Below are 15635 nucleotides of genomic sequence, written 5' to 3'. Positions count from 1 at the left end.
ATAATGTATTTTGTTTAGACTTTGCCCGATTTAAATTAACTTTGAATTACTTTTTTTTCCAATGAACTTAAATAGGCATTCCAGCCTTCGTTTTTATAAGTAAAAGCAGCCTGCTCCGGATCTTCAGATTTATAGATTCCTCTTCCGACAATAATAAAGTCTGTATGTAGTGTTTTGAACACATGTTCAGGAGTATTGTACTGCTGTCCTTTACCATCGCCTGAATCAGCAAGGTTTACACCGGGCGTGAACAATAGCATTTCTTCCGGAAGCGGGTTTTGAGAAACCCCTCCGATGACATTCGGGTGAGATAAAGCTACTTTTAAGGCTTCTTCCCTATAAGAATTCGTTGTTAAAGTTCCCTTAGATGACATTCCGATAATAGCCACCACACCTACATTTTTGAAACAGTCTAAAGATTCGAAACCGCCGATCACCTGAGAAGTTACAAAATCTGCCCAGTCTGTAATTTTGAAAACTCCGCTTGTAAACTGAAGCTCCTGCGTATTTCCGATGTCTGCAAATTTTCTGTCTTCCATTAGAAGGAAATTGTGTTTTGCAGCCAAAGCTTTCAAAGGTGTAATGGTTTTTTCGTATTCGAAATCAGAAATGATGTCAATATGAGTTTTTAAAGCGATAATATGCGGGCCTACTTTTTCAGCGAGATCTAATAATTCCTGTGTGGTTGTAACATCTGCAGAAGCTATTAAATTGGATTGTTTTGCCAAAGCAGTCTCTAATAATTTTTTAGAAACGGAATGTTGTGCAGTATTTAATTTCTGTCTGTAAGAAGATCTTGTTTTTTCCTCAAACTGAATATGATTTCCCTGTAAAAAATTCTGAATTCTTGTTACTTCATCATCTGTTAATTCTCCATTTTCCTGAAGGATTTCACAAACCTCCGAAATATTGAAAAGTGTATGCACCCTGAATCCTTTGTTTTCCAGAAGCTGCTTTCCGCCTTGTTCTCTGTCAAGGACCACTACGATATCAGCAACTTTTATGTCTTCCTGTTCAATTTCTGTAATGGTTTCGATCAAAGATTTCCCGGAAGTAATAACGTCTTCTACCAAAAGACAGTTTTGCCCTTTCTGGTAAATACCTTCAATCATTTTTTTTGTACCGTATTCTTTAGCTTCTTTTCTTTTGATAATCAAAGGAATATAGCTTTCCAGAGACATTGCTGTTGCCATTGGAAGCGCGGCATAGGGAACCCCACAGATCAGATCAAAATTATCCAAGGGAAGCATTTCCAATAAATAATTAGCCAGATTTTTTAAGATTTTAGGATCAGAAGCTAATGGTCTTAAATCTACATAAAATGGGCTTTCAATACCACTTTTCAATGTAAATCTTCCGAATTTAATAATTCCAAGTTTGTAGCACTCCAAAAAGAATTCTTTTTTACTTTCCATTATTTTTTATTAGATGTTACAAATTTAAGGAAATGATATGAAAGAGTGAAGGTGAATTGTGAAAATCAATTCATAAAAAAACCATCCTAATGGGATGGCATTTCTATTTTATTATTTCTGCGTCGATAACTTTCGTTTCACCAGCACTGTACTTTCGCTCTGCCTCCCAAAGAAGGAATTTATCAACTTCTTTGATAAGTTTCGGAATTACCAGTGATAAAACAGCAAGGTCATCTAAAACTCCAATTACTGGCACAGCGACCTCCGGTAGAAGATCAATAGGTGAAATGATATATAACAGTCCCAGCATAGGCAGGATAATGTCAATAGATTTCATTGGGTACTGTCCTTTCCTCCACATTTTCACCATTCTGAATATGTCAGGTATTTTTTTTATAAAACCTTTATGATTTATAGCTTCTTTTGCAAGATTTAATTTTGAATACTTCATTTTGTGTTTAGTTTTAATAATTTAACCCTTTGAAATTCACAAATTTTGTACCAATAAATTATAAAATTTAGTTAAAAGTTATTTAATGATATTATCAATAAACAGATGTACAGATTCTGTGTTCCAGTCTCTTGATGCATCTTCTTTAATGATGATTCTTCCACTTTTATCCAAAAGATAAGTAGTAGGGAAAACTTTTGGAAGAATTTTCTCAGAAATAGGACTTTGAGCTATATAAACCGGAACATTGTAATTGTTTTCCTTTAAAAAATTTCTTATGGCGTCTTCCTGGTCATTCATGGCAATAAGTACAAACTCTACATGATCCTTTCGCGTATCATATAGTTTCTGAATAGATGGCCATTCTTTTCTGCACGGTGGGCACCATGTTCCCCAAAAATTCAGGAAAACAGCTTTATTTTTGAAATTTCTAAGATTAGTATCCGGGACGTTAATGCCTTGCAAATCAATATCGTAATCTTCTTCACTTATGTGGACAGCATTTTCAATAGTAGCAATTGGGAAAAAAGTGTCCTGTAGCTTTTCTTTTACTCCCGGAACAAATACAATTACTCCGATAATAGCAATCAGTGCAAGATAAATTATATTTTTTTTCATTTTCACTTTAATAAAAAATTAGTTTTAAACTTAAAGGCAGATAATAGTTTTTAGGAAAGTTAGACACTTAGTTTGTCATTCCTTAGGAATCTCAACAAAGCAATTATGAGTTTTAACAATCCCGGCTTAGAGATTCCTACAGAATGACCAACGGAGAATAAAAAAGACTATAATAATTCCAAAATCTCCTGAATTACATCTTTTCCCCTGTTTTTAGCATAATATATCTGTAAGTCATTATAGAATTGATCTTTTGTATATACCTCAGGAGCAGTTTTATATTTCATTAATAATTCTTTTCCGTATTTTGGACGTGGCCCCCAGGAATTTTTTACGTTAAAATCTTTATCAAGGATAATAACTTTCGGAATAGATTCTGTTCCGTTGGTTAGAAATTGATTAATTAAACTTTTATCGTTGTCTCTTAGGAAAATTTTCACTTCATTTTTATCTTCAAAAAACTTTACTAAAGCAGGCACAGCTGAACTTGCGTCACCACACCAAACCTCGGAAATGATTAAAATTTTTCCATCAAACTTTTTAGATTCCAATTCTTTTAGTTGGCTTTCATCCGGAATATATTTTTTTAATGTCCTGTCGATTCTCTGAAGTCCCAGTTTGTAATATTGTTTATAATCAATTTCTTGGTGAGATACAGGATGTTCCAATCTTTGTTTACCAATTTCAAGATACTTGTTGAAAGAGACGCTTTTTTCCCAGTAATTTTCCATTACTAAAAGTTATTTATATTTCTTGTTTTATTAATTAAAAATAAATCAGCTAAAACAAAAGCTGCTAGGTTTTCCACTATCGGAACTGCCCTTGGAAGTACACAAGGGTCGTGTCGCCCTTTTCCTTCGACGATTGTAGAATTTCCTTCTTTATCAACGCTTTCCTGAGGCCTTAAAATGGTAGCAACAGGTTTGAAGGCTACACGAAAATAAATATCCATGCCATTTGAAATTCCTCCCTGGATTCCTCCTGAGAGATTTGATTTTGTAGTAAAATCGTTGTTGAATAAATCGTTGTGCTCTTTTCCTGTCATTTTTGCGCCGCAAAATCCGCTTCCGTATTCAAAGCCTTTTGCAGCGTTGATATTGAGCATAGCTTTTGCCAATTCTGCCTGAAGTTTGGAGAAAACCGGCTCACCAATTCCCACGGGAACATTTTTGATTACGCAGGTAATCGTTCCTCCGATGGTATTGCCTTCTTTTTTTATTTCCTTGATCCTTTCAATCATTTTTTCTGCGGTTTCAGTATCCGGACAACGGACTTCATTGCTTTCTGTTTTGGAAAAATCAAGTACATGATAAGGTTTTTCGCAGAAAATTTCACCTACAGACGATACATAAGCATTGATATCAATGTTTGATAAAAGTTGTTTTGCTAAAGCTCCGGCAACGACCCAGTTCATGGTCTCTCTTGCGGAAGATTTTCCGCCACCGCGATAATCCCTCAGACCAAATTTTTGATCATAAGTAAAATCTGCATGACTAGGGCGATATGTATTTGCAATATGATCATAATCTTTTGATTTTTGATTTTCGTTTTCAATAACGAATCCAATAGGAGTTCCGGTGGTTTTCCCGTTAAAAATCCCTGATAGGAATTGTACGGTGTCACTTTCTTTTCTTTGAGTAACAATTGCGGATTGCCCCGGTTTTCTACGGTCTAATTCCTGTTGAATTTTATCCAAATCAACCGTTAAACCTGCAGGGAAATTATTGATGATTCCGCCGTAAGCCAGACCGTGACTTTCTCCAAATGTTGTAAGGCTGAGAAGATTACCTAGAGTATTTAACATGACACAAATTTACGGCTTTTTCTTTAGATGAAAACGTCTTAGAACTCACTTCTGTATATATGAATTGCTAATGGAATTGATAATGTTTTCGGCTTCTTTTTTTTCTTTTATATCCAATTTCTTCCAGATAAATCCTTTTTTGATATTATTTTCATCAATCATTTGTGGAAAAATATCTGCTTTAATATCATCATAAATGAAACTTTCGGAAATGGAAGGGAGCTGTGTATCAAAATTATATGGATATTTTTTTGAAACGTTGAATTTTAAATTTCCGATTTTGTAAAATTGAAACTTGTTATACTCATAAATTGAAGGTTTGTATAGCTGTTTTATTTCAAATTTCCCCATGAAATTTCCCAGTTTAAAACTTGGCAAATATGTTTGAAGAATATTCGGGAAGGTTATTAATCCTGTGAAAATTATACTTAAAATAGAAAAACAAATAATAGCTCTTTTTTGATTAAAAATATGAATTAAAGTAACAAAAATGATTACAAAAAACACATCAATAAAAAATCTGTACTGAGCCGAAAATAATAAAACCAAAATACTTTTAATGATTAAAGAAATACAGATAAGGCTAATGATTTTGTTTTTTTTAATCAGACTAAAACAAGTGAAAATAATTAAGCTTACAACAAAAAGAATATTGATTTTTGATTTAATACCGTTCAAAAACAGCCAGTTTTTTATATAATCTCTAGCAGAAAATTTCTGAATTTCCTCATAAGAATACTGCATATCATAGGTTTTTTGGATTGCGTATTGAGAAGAGGTTCTTAATATTTCCGGATTGGATTTCCAGCTTACATTAAAATCCATAATTGAAACAGGAAATACGGGATACCCAAAGGTGTAAATATTTTTAATAAAAAAAAGTAAAATAATTAAAATTCCCGGAATTAAATTTTTAAAATTTGATTTGATAATAAAAATAGAATAAAGAAAGCTTAAAACCGGAAGCCAGATCATGGTCGGCTTGATCGCAAAAACAAATACTGAAAAAGTAAACAGGAGGGAAATTCGAGTATTTCCTTTCATGATTTCGTTTACCATAATTAATGAGAAAATAACGACCGGAAGATCAGGACTAGGAGACTGTGAAAACAGCAATAAAACAGGTAGAAAACATAGGTGGATCCAAGCTTTATTTTCTATTATATATAAGGTAAAAATAATTAGTAAAATTGAATTAATTCTCAAAAAAGGATCAGAAAAATTAGAAAAGCCGGCCTGAAAAACGTGCCAGACAGACATTTGCCCTAATGTAAGATCCAGATTTGCAATCCCTTTCACAAGTCCGTATTCATTAAGCCATTTTATTGTGGGGATATAATACCCAAAGTGATCCAATATATAGGGATAAAATGAACTACAGAAGAAAATTATTAATGAAATTACTAAAAATAGTAAATATTCTTTTTTTGAAAATCGATATAATTCCCAATACAGCTTATTTTTAAAAAAATAAATTAATCCTGCTATAACCGTGGGAATTTCAACAACTATATTTAAAGGAATAAAAAATGCAGCAACTGTCCATATTACGCTGATGGCCAATATCCCCAGTAAAATTTTTCCTGAAATTCCTTTACATAAGATACCGGAAAAATTTTCTGCAATTTTTCCTATACCTATTAAAACAGGAAAGATAAAAATCGTTGAAATCAGAATTAAAATCATAAAAAAAGATTGCTTAAAAATAAGGAATCTTTCTATTTTATAGTGAAAAATATTTTTTATTTAGCAGAAACTCTGCCATCTTTCCTATCTCCGGCTCTACCAATGGTGTAGCCAGTTGCGCCCCCTACAACCCCTCCGATCACAGCACCAAGACCTCTGTTTTTCTTCGCAATGATTGCCCCTGCCGCTGCGCCACCTACTGTACCAATAATGGTTCCTTTTGCAGCTTTACTCATTCCTTTCTTCTGGGTTGTGCCTTGAGGTGTATTGTTTCCGCTATTGATGTAAGTACCATTGTTGGAACTCTGGCTTGGTCTGTCTCTGTATACAGTATGAGTTTCTCTTATTACTTGTGGTTTTGAATTATTTATGACGGCTGTTTTTGCCTTTTGAGATTCCACCACGCTGTCTGCTTTCTTTTGAGCTTCATAAACCATCTTTTCTTTCTCGATTGCGAGCTTTTGCTTTTCTATTTCAATCTGTCTCATCTGGAACTCCATTTTTTGTTGATCCAAAGACTTTTCTACTACTTGATCACCTTTTTTGCAGGCTGTCAGTAAAAAAACAGACAATATACCTACTAACATTATACTTTTCATAACTCAAGTTTTAATAAGGGAATACCTTGATTTTAGTAATATTTCCAATTTTAAAGCCAAAAACAGTTAATCAACGTTAAAAAATAAAAACCTTTTAAAAAAATAATGATAAAGTATTGTTTATTAATTACTTAGAAATGTATTTATAGAGATTGATAATAATTTTAACTTAACTGTCTATTTAGAATGAATGATTAGGTGTGCAATTATGTATAAAATCATCTTTTGTGCAAATCTTTAAAAATAAATAAATTTCATATTATTTGTTTCTTTGGTTATTATTTATACTGATTTATAAATCTTTAATTTTTTCTTTTTATTGAATTAATATTTGATCATTTATTTTGATATAGTAAATTACTTTTGTGGAAAAATAAAAAAATTATAAAGTTTCTTTTTAAAAAAAACAGAAGATCAATTACGTTTCAGATAGTTTTTAGCAGATTAAAATACCTCCAGAAATAATAATTGCTTAATTTATAATCGTAAAATAAATGATCAATTAATGTATTTTATATTTAATATAATTATATTTTTAGATAATTTTTCATTAAAATTATCTAATATAAATATTTTATTAATATTATTTTGAAATAATTTATGAGTTTATCACAAATACACCATGAAAACTTTATTAAAGAAATTTTTGACTTTTCGCTTATTTTATTGCTCACAATTTTGTTTTTTCATTAATGCTTACTATCTTTGGGCTCTCTCAAATTCTCCAGAAGAGAAGTTGTAGATTTTGATAATGATTTATAATGATTTTCCGAACAGGAAAAATATTATAAAAAGAAAATATAATAGCTTTTTAGCTATCAAAGAGTTCTGTTCAGAATACTCTGAATAGATTTTTTTCATCATTTGTGTTTTTACGGCCTCCTGAAAAGGGGGCTTATTTTATTTCAAAATTTCATATCATAAAGAGGAAACAAAAAATAGTACAATAATCGATTCTTCTGCCATAACATATACACTCTGACGTCTGCAGATTCTACAGGAGCAAGCTCTACTCCAATGGATACTATGGGAGTGTTCGTGATAGTAATATGCATAAAGAAACAGGTTGGGCCAGACCACCCTAAAACAACTTACCGGAAACAATACCGAAGAATCAAGATCAAGAATAGATTCCATTAGAGAATTGTACTTTTTTAGACCGCCTGGATTAGGATGCAGGGTGTAGTTAACAATGAAATGATTCTCGATACTGAACTGAAGATTGTGGGCAGCTATAAGTGGGTGTTGCGCATGTGCTCTTTTTCCATTCGCATAAAAGAGACATCAGGATCTGTTTTTGAATAGTTGTTCCTACCCCGAAGAACTTTCAGCCTCTTTTTATTTTTATATTATCGGAAAATTAAGAATCGTTTTGATTTTATTCATTAATCTATAGAGGATCTTTGTTTGACAAGTTAGAAGATTATAGATTTCTTCGGAATTTGTATAATTTTCTGGAACTGGAAGGTTATTGATCTTAGTAAGACTTCTTCTTTTCATTGATTCGTGGATTACTTTTGCAAATGAATCCTTTGCACTTTGTTTAGAAGTTCGTTGGGAAATTCCGCTAGAATGAAGTCTATACTTATATAGTACTTTTTCAATGAATTTTGCATTTCCTATTTCGAGCAGTTTCAAATACAGATCCTGATCTACAGCGTTTTTCAATGTCGGGTTTATCCCACTGGTCTGAAGGTAAGCATCTCTTTTAAATACAAATAATGCTGAAATTTGTATAGGGATATTGAAAAAATATTTATTGTTATGAACTTGCTTTATTTTAGTAAATATATTTTTAGGAGTTAGCTTTTCATCGCAGAAAACCAGTTGTGAATACGTTGCTACGATTTTGTTATTTCTTTCAAGCTCTTCAATTGATTGTTCAAGTGAATGATCTGCCAAAGCGTCGTCAGGATCTAAAAAAGCACAGAAAGCTCCTGTTGCAAGTTCAACGCATTTTCTTTTTGTGTAGCCACATCCTTTATTTATGCTATTTTTGTAAAGTTTAAAACGTTTGTCATTTCCAACTAATTCTTTGATGATATTTACAGAATCATCCGTTGAACAATCGTCCACAATAATTACCTCCCAATCTTCATAATTTTGTGAGATAATAGAATCATAACAATCTTTAAAGTATTTACCATTGTTATAGTTCGCAATTAATATAGATGCTTTATTCACTTTTAATGATTTAATTAAAATAACAAATATATTTAACATAAATTAAAAAAACACACTTATACCTTAATAATTCTCAGATATAATTCATATTTTAAGAAATATAATTATAAAAGTTTTATTAATTTATATCTATCCGTACTTTAAATAGTTTTATGTTTTGTTTAAGAAATCAAAAATACATTTTAATTTGAAGATCAAAGACTTCATTTAATTTCTTAAACAAAAATTAATGTGTTTTTATAGTAAAGTGTAAGTAGGTGTTAAACATTACTGCATAACATAAATTGAGTATATAAGTGTAAATATAAAAATTAAAAAACAATTGATTTCTTTTGAAGTTTAGCTGATCTATAATGAATTAATCTATTTTGTTTTGTTTTATTGATTTTTGATCTAATTGTTTATATTTTTCCATCTAATTAGTAATATTTTTTATAAATAATTTATTTAGGCTGATATTTTTTCTATATTTATGAAAAAATAATTATTATGGTATTAGTTGTAGAATCTACCAATATTCAAGGATCAGATTTTGATTTTGTTCAGCAAATATTTATAGTAGGTGTTGTAGTTTTGGTAGGACTTTTAGGTTTTGCATTTATCAACAGTTGGAATAAGAGGTAAGATAATTTGATTATTATGGTAAATATCAATAGAAATTTAATTATTCGGAAAGGATAAATGCTTTTATCCCCTAATATCATGTACCAAAATACAAAAACCTTATATGGGTCGACTTTATTTACTAGTTTAAAAAATTAAAACCCAATCCTTCGTCTTTTTGTGTTTTCTAAGGTAAACAAAGGCATTTGTGCGTCGAATCTCCGATTTCATTAAAAAAGTAAAAACAAATGTAGATGTAATATCCTTTAATTAAACTTAAAATGCACAACAGGTTTTTATAATAAAATATTTATTCTTTTGCTCTTTAAGAGTACCTCAATAAATTTTGACTAACAATTATCTTGGTTTTTACAATTTTTGTAAAAAATATTATAGTTTATAATATATATTAATAAAAAACGAATTAGATTTGCAAGGATTAATATTAAATGATAACCTATGAAGAAACTTTCTACTTTCTTAGTACTTCTTCTGTGTTTGATAAATTTAGGCGCCATACCGGCTGTCTATGGTCAAGCACCTGCTACATTACCTTATTCTCAGGATTTTAATACAACCAACGATTTTACACTTCTTAATGGTACACAAACCAATAAGTGGGTTTATGGAGCGTTTACAGGGAATACAGGAAGCTCAATCTATGTCTCAAATGATAATGGGATATCTAATGCTTATACAATAAATAGCTCAAGTACGGTTCAGGCATACAGGGACTTCACAATTCCCGTCGGATCTACTATTGCTAATTTTTCTTTCGACTGGAAAAGCGGAGGAGAATCTACTTGGGATTATATAAAAGTTTGGGTAGTACCTGCCACTTTTACCCCTACGCCAGGAACACAGATTAGTGCAGGGACTGGAAGAACACAGCTTGCCCAGCTTAATCTACAGAGTACCTGGCAGAATTACAGTTTGCCTAACTTAAATGTTGCTCCTTATGCAGGAAATACAATGCGTCTTGTATTTGAATGGAGAAATGACGGCACCGGTGGTACTCAGCCAGCTATTGCCATTGACAATATTAATATAAGCATCCCTACCTGCATCATGCCTTCGGGAATGACGGCATCTGCGATAGGCGCTACTACAGCTACATTATCATGGACTGCTCCATCTCCTGTACCAGGAAACGGATATGAATATTATTTAAGCACAACCAACACTGCTCCAGTAGCCGCTACAACAGGTATTTCGAATGCAGGTACTACAGTAACTCCCACGCTGGCTCCTGTAACTACTTATTTCTGGTGGGTACGTTCTATCTGCAGCGGAACAGATAAAAGTGTTTGGATGGCAGGACCTAGTTTTACAACTACACAGATCCCGACTACTGTTCCTTATACTCAGGACTTCTCCACAGGTAATGATCTTCAACTTAATAATGGGACGCAGACTAACAAATGGTTCTATGGTACAGCTTTAGGAAACCCTGCAAATTCTCTTTATATTTCTAATGATAATGGAGTCTCTAACGCTTACAGTATAGGCTCAAGCAGTGTTGTTCAGGCATACAGAGATATTGCAATCCCTGTGGGAACTACTGATGCTGCATTGTCTTTTGACTGGAAAGCCGAAGGGGAAAGCTCTTGGGATTATTTAAGAGTTTGGTTGGTTCCTACATCTTTTGTTCCTACACCGGGGACTCAGATTGGTACCGGAGGAGGAAGAATTCAGGTAGGAGGTAATTTTAACCAGCAGACAACTTGGCAAAACTATCTTAATACCTCATTAAACCTAAGCTCTTTTGCAGGACAGACCATGCGTCTTGTATTTGAATGGAGAAATGATGGGAGCGGCGGTACACAACCTCCAGCCGCTATTGATAATATTAACTTAAGTATTCCGACATGTAAAGTACCATCAGCATTGGCTGTGTCAAACGTTACTACTACAACAGCTACGATCAACTGGACAGCTCCGACACCTATACCTGTAGGAGGATATCAATATTACCTGACTACAACAAACGTTTCTCCTATTGCTACGACTGCTCCAACAGGAAGTTCAGCAACAACGACAGCACTTCTATCTTCATTAACACCAAATACTACTTATTATTTCTGGGTTCGTTCTGTATGTGTAGCTTCTGACAAAAGTTTCTGGGTGGCAGGACCAAGTTTTACAACTCCACAGATTCCAACAACGATTCCTTATTATCAGGACTTCTCTACAAATAATGACTTAGGATTCACCGGAAGTACAACACAGACTAATAAATGGTTCTATGGTAATGCTACCGGAAACCCTGCAAGATCAATCTATATCTCTAATGACAATGGAACTACGAACGCTTATACAACTTCAGCATCAAGTGTAGTTCATGCTTATAGAGATATCACTGTTCCTACAGGAACTACAAATGTTACCTTCTCCTTCGATTGGAAAGCACAAGGGGAAGGTTCTTGGGATTATTTAAGGGTATGGTTGGTTCCTGTAACCTTCATGCCGACTGCGGGAACTCAAATTACTACTGGAGCAGGAAGAATCCAGATTGGTACGAATTATAACCAGCAGGATACTTGGCAGTCATACCTTAACCCGAATTTAAATATCAGCAGTTTTGCAGGGCAAACCATGCGTTTGGTATTTGAATGGAGAAATGACGGCACCGGTGGTAACCAACCTCCTGCAGCTATTGATAATATTAAGTTACGTATTTGTAGTACTGCAACTCCTACTGTCACAGTAGCAACTCCTACTCATAATTCGGTAGTTCTGACTTGGCCTCAGGATAACGGTGGTGCTAGTTATACGATCAGATACAGACCTGTAGGATCTACAACATGGTTGATGGCAAATATTGCTGCAGCACCTTTCCCAACTCCTACAAATACTACTACATTAACAAACCTCTTATCTGCAACTCAATATGAAGTTGAAGTAGCAGCGGTTTGTAACGGTACACTCGGCGTATTCTCCCATAATGAATTCCTTACAAGATGTGATCCTACACCTCCGAACGTGACAATAAGTAATATTACTACAACTTCTGCTTTGGTTACATGGTCTCCACTTGCAGCAAGTTCTCACTACTACCTAAGATACAGAATCGTAGGAAGCGGCCCAACAGGATGGAATATTCCAAATATTACATTACCTGCGGCACCAGCAAATACTTATACACTTACCAATTTAAATGTGTATACAACATATGAGGTTCAGATCGCTAATATGTGTGATAACGAAACTACGCTAAATACTTGGTCTAATCCTAAAGTGTTTACAACTGAAAGAACATGTGATATTGCTCCTCCGGGGCTAACGATTACTAACCTTACGACAACTACAGCTGTTGTAACATGGGATCCTTTTCCTGGCGCAACTTATATCCTTAGATATAGAAAAGTAGGTATTCCTAGCTGGACAAATATTCCCTCTTCTACAAATACAGTTACATTAACAGGACTTACGGAATTGACTCAGTATGAAATGCAGGTTGTAAACATATGTAATGGAACTCCGGGTACATATACTCAGCCTTATATATTTACAACACCTACAGTAGTGTATTGCCAAATGGAATCTACAATATCATCTTCTGAATATATTTCAAAAGTAACAATGACTCCAAATGGTAAACCTGAAATGGTGAATGAATCTCAAGCTTCAAACTATTCTGATTATACGGGTGTTCCTGTTAAGTTCATTGAATTAATCCAAGGCTCATCAAATAATAAAATCACGATTGATAAAAAGCTTTCAGGAAATGCTAATGCCGGAGTAGCTGTATGGATTGATTTCAACAGAAACGGATATTTTGACATCAACGAAAGAATTTTTGTTGCACCTTCCAATAATGAGCAGACAGTAAGCGGAACATTCTCAGTGCCTGCAGATGCATTCATTAGTATGACAGACTACAAATATGTAGTAATGAGAGTAGCAATGCAAAAAGATGGAATTCCTGTAAACTGTACAAGCTTCCCAACGGGAGAAGTAGAAGACTATACCGTAAGGATTTCTAAACCAGCTATCCCAAATTCGGTAAACCAGAATGATATTCTGATTTTCCCTAATCCTGTGAAAACAATATTGAATGTGAAAAATATTAGTAAGAAAGCTAATTATAAGATCTATAATACAGCAGGGCAGGTAGTGTCTTCAGGAATTATCTTAAACAACAAGATTGATGTACATAATTTGATCAACGGAGTTTATATCATTGACATCGAAGATGCACAAGGTACAACTCAGAAGAAATTTATTAAAGAATAATAAATATATAAAAAACAGAATAAGCTCTCAGAAATGAGGGCTTATTTTTTGTAAATAGGATCATAAACGTTCTTAAATAATTTTTAAAATTTGATAAATAACTGTTAATTGATGAAATTAATGGTAAATATAAGCATATAGATGGCATACATTTCATAAATTTGCAGCCACTCATGTTTAATTTGAGTTTTCATGGTTATTAGTTTTTAGTCCTCGTTGAAAGACGGGGACTTTTTTATTTGGATAATGATAGTATTCATTTTATTTGATTTCTTATTAAGAATTATATTATAAAGCTGTTTAAACTTTTTTAAAGAAAGAATTTCCAAAGTGGAAAAATAGATTTACCTCATTTGAGTCAAGGCAAACGAGAATTTTCTACAAGATTTGATATAGGAAAACAACCTTTAAACTGATTGTAAAACGATTGAAATAAGCTGACAAACTACCCCATAGCAGAACAGGAGGTGAAGAGCGGTAGGATATCAGAGAAAAAAATTATCAAAACCAGTAATGATATTTTCCTTTGTAATAACCAAAAGAGAAATACTTTCAATAGGAAATCCAATAAGCGGAGAGCATCGTGATTTATATCATATTAAGGAAAGATGATATTCTCGATCTTCTGAACGATGCTGATATATAGTATAAAGGATTATTTCTTAATGCAGGTCGATTTTGATAATAAACAATTCAGAGATTTTCTGCATCAAAAAAGAAATCATCGAAAATATTAAAGAGAATCCTCGCAATGGAGATGCGAAATATGAAAAATATTTTGATTATAAGTTGTATAAAAGAAGATTCAAAATAGAAAAAGCAAATGCTTGGCTTGATAGCTTCAAGGTTTTATTAGTAAGGTTCGAGACTTTGAGTATAACCTGGAGAAATCTACATTATTTGGCTTTTTCTATTTTGTTCTTAAAGAAAATTAAAGTTTAAACAAATTTATTTTAAAATTTAAGACTAGTCCTTAAGGATTTTTTGAGAAATCGGCTGATTATTTACCGTACCGGTTACTATATAACTTCCTTTTTGTAAATCAGAAACGTTTAAAGATTCGTTTTCTTTTACAGAAGCAGTTTTTACAACCTGTCCGTACATATTGTATACTTTTACGTCTTTAGCCTGAGCTCCAAAAGTAATTTCTTCATTTTTTACAAAAGTATTTTTAACTAAGCTTCCCTTAGTTTTAGACAAATCAGAAACAGCTAAAGTAGTATTTGCAGTCACTACAATATCATCAATAAAGAATCTGTTATTAGCAGCTACACTTCCTTCAAAAGTAAGAGTTACAGCTCCGGTTGCACCCGTAATATTTACAGTATAGCTACCAAACGCACCTTTCGTTAAAGTTACGCTGGGTACACTTAAAGCAGCTCCTGTAGCAGAAACATTTAAAGTAGTTACTTCGCTTGCTCCGTTCCAGGCCCCGGCTCTGAAAGTTAAAGTACCATTACCTGTTAAATTAATAGTAGGAGTAGTTACAGTTCCTTTTGCAGAACTCGTTCCTGCTTTAAGGCACTGATTTCCTTTGTAAATTTTTGCAAAAGTCCAGGCACCCCCTGTGGTATAAGAGGTATTCCCGTCTGTAAATCCTGACCCGGCAACACTCCCGCTCCACCCTCCATCATTTCCTCCGGTTCCAGTTACATCATCAAAGGTTGCACTGAAAACTGTTTGGGCAAAAAAGCTTGATGCTACCAATACAGTAGCCAATAGCGAATAAAGTTTTTTCATGATTTAAAAATTTAATTATTAATAATTTACGGCACAAAATTAAGTGATTATTTCAAAACAAGACAATAATTGGGTTAATTTTTTGTTAATACTACTAAAACCTTTCTCGTTAACAATTTTTAGTTATTTTTACAAATTATTTAGGCAGATTTGCGGAATTATTTTCTAATATTCGTGTTGATTTTTATAGGCATATTTTCGGGTAATGCTCAGGTGTTCACGTGGAAAAACCCTAATCTTCCTCAGGATAGTTTGAAGCAGGACAATAGTAAACAAGACAGTATTTTGGCCGCAAAATT

The 15635-nt window shown here is 33.0% G+C and carries 11 protein-coding genes; 2 read left to right on the top strand and 9 right to left on the bottom strand.

What is annotated here, in order from left to right; translation table 11 throughout:
• Positions 1-35 precede the first annotated feature (35 nt).
• From pyrF to BW926_RS05025, 8 genes are all read right to left on the bottom strand, one after another.
• Positions 36-1415, bottom strand: coding sequence for an orotidine-5'-phosphate decarboxylase (pyrF, locus tag BW926_RS05060; protein ID WP_076444810.1), 1380 nt, complete (start codon positions 1413-1415; stop codon positions 36-38).
• A 103-nt stretch (positions 1416-1518) separates the two neighbouring features.
• Positions 1519-1866, bottom strand: a complete 348-nt coding sequence (locus tag BW926_RS05055; RefSeq protein ID WP_076444808.1) for a YkvA family protein — start codon at positions 1864-1866, stop codon at positions 1519-1521.
• A 78-nt stretch (positions 1867-1944) separates the two neighbouring features.
• On the bottom strand, positions 1945-2484 hold the full coding sequence (locus tag BW926_RS05050) for a TlpA family protein disulfide reductase (RefSeq protein ID WP_083672262.1): 540 nt from the start codon (positions 2482-2484) through the stop codon (positions 1945-1947).
• A 167-nt stretch (positions 2485-2651) separates the two neighbouring features.
• A complete protein-coding gene (locus BW926_RS05045) occupies positions 2652-3215 on the bottom strand; it encodes a thioredoxin family protein (protein WP_076444805.1) in 564 nt (187 codons plus the stop codon).
• Between the two features lie 2 nt (positions 3216-3217).
• A complete protein-coding gene (gene aroC / locus BW926_RS05040) occupies positions 3218-4288 on the bottom strand; it encodes a chorismate synthase (RefSeq protein ID WP_076444803.1) in 1071 nt (356 codons plus the stop codon).
• A 45-nt stretch (positions 4289-4333) separates the two neighbouring features.
• A complete protein-coding gene (locus BW926_RS05035; protein ID WP_076444801.1) occupies positions 4334-5974 on the bottom strand; it encodes an LIC_10190 family membrane protein in 1641 nt (546 codons plus the stop codon).
• A 56-nt stretch (positions 5975-6030) separates the two neighbouring features.
• Positions 6031-6573: a YMGG-like glycine zipper-containing protein gene (locus BW926_RS05030; RefSeq protein ID WP_076444799.1), complete on the bottom strand. Its 543-nt coding sequence runs from the start codon at positions 6571-6573 to the stop codon at positions 6031-6033.
• A 1344-nt stretch (positions 6574-7917) separates the two neighbouring features.
• Positions 7918-8757, bottom strand: a complete 840-nt coding sequence (locus BW926_RS05025; protein ID WP_228403400.1) for a glycosyltransferase family 2 protein — start codon at positions 8755-8757, stop codon at positions 7918-7920.
• Between the two features lie 489 nt (positions 8758-9246).
• On the opposite strand from BW926_RS05025, the gene BW926_RS14615 reads away from it, so the two are divergent.
• Positions 9247-9381 carry a hypothetical protein gene (locus tag BW926_RS14615; protein ID WP_262484483.1) on the top strand — a complete coding sequence of 45 codons (135 nt, stop codon included), beginning with the start codon at positions 9247-9249 and terminating at the stop codon, positions 9379-9381.
• Positions 9382-9819: 438 nt separating this feature from the next.
• Positions 9820-13596 carry a fibronectin type III domain-containing protein gene (locus tag BW926_RS05020; RefSeq protein ID WP_076444795.1) on the top strand — a complete coding sequence of 1259 codons (3777 nt, stop codon included), beginning with the start codon at positions 9820-9822 and terminating at the stop codon, positions 13594-13596.
• A 966-nt stretch (positions 13597-14562) separates the two neighbouring features.
• Here BW926_RS05020 and BW926_RS05010 read toward each other — a convergent pair.
• Positions 14563-15336, bottom strand: coding sequence for a T9SS-dependent surface endonuclease, AS87_RS02955 family (locus tag BW926_RS05010; RefSeq protein WP_076444793.1), 774 nt, complete (start codon positions 15334-15336; stop codon positions 14563-14565).
• Positions 15337-15635: the final 299 nt, after the last annotated feature.

Origin of the sequence: Chryseobacterium sp. RU37D (genome assembly GCF_900156075.1) — a bacterium.
In the GTDB taxonomy this organism is placed as follows: Bacteria; Bacteroidota; Bacteroidia; order Flavobacteriales; family Weeksellaceae; genus Chryseobacterium.
The sequence above is the reverse complement of the archived record's forward strand: the minus strand, read 5'-3'. Positions and strand labels throughout refer to the sequence as shown.

Excerpts from the sequence above, each read along its gene's own strand:
- aroC (WP_076444803.1), bottom strand. The coding sequence starts at position 4,288 with ATGTTAAATACTCTAGGTAATCTTCTCAGCCTTACAACATTTGGAGAA.
- BW926_RS14615 (WP_262484483.1), top strand. The coding sequence starts at position 9,247 with ATGGTATTAGTTGTAGAATCTACCAATATTCAAGGATCAGATTTTGAT.
- BW926_RS05010 (WP_076444793.1), bottom strand. The coding sequence starts at position 15,336 with ATGAAAAAACTTTATTCGCTATTGGCTACTGTATTGGTAGCATCAAGC.
- BW926_RS05045 (WP_076444805.1), bottom strand. The coding sequence starts at position 3,215 with ATGGAAAATTACTGGGAAAAAAGCGTCTCTTTCAACAAGTATCTTGAA.
- pyrF (WP_076444810.1), bottom strand. The coding sequence starts at position 1,415 with ATGGAAAGTAAAAAAGAATTCTTTTTGGAGTGCTACAAACTTGGAATT.
- BW926_RS05050 (WP_083672262.1), bottom strand. The coding sequence starts at position 2,484 with ATGAAAAAAAATATAATTTATCTTGCACTGATTGCTATTATCGGAGTA.
- BW926_RS05035 (WP_076444801.1), bottom strand. The coding sequence starts at position 5,974 with ATGATTTTAATTCTGATTTCAACGATTTTTATCTTTCCTGTTTTAATA.
- BW926_RS05030 (WP_076444799.1), bottom strand. The coding sequence starts at position 6,573 with ATGAAAAGTATAATGTTAGTAGGTATATTGTCTGTTTTTTTACTGACA.
- BW926_RS05055 (WP_076444808.1), bottom strand. The coding sequence starts at position 1,866 with ATGAAGTATTCAAAATTAAATCTTGCAAAAGAAGCTATAAATCATAAA.
- BW926_RS05020 (WP_076444795.1), top strand. The coding sequence starts at position 9,820 with ATGAAGAAACTTTCTACTTTCTTAGTACTTCTTCTGTGTTTGATAAAT.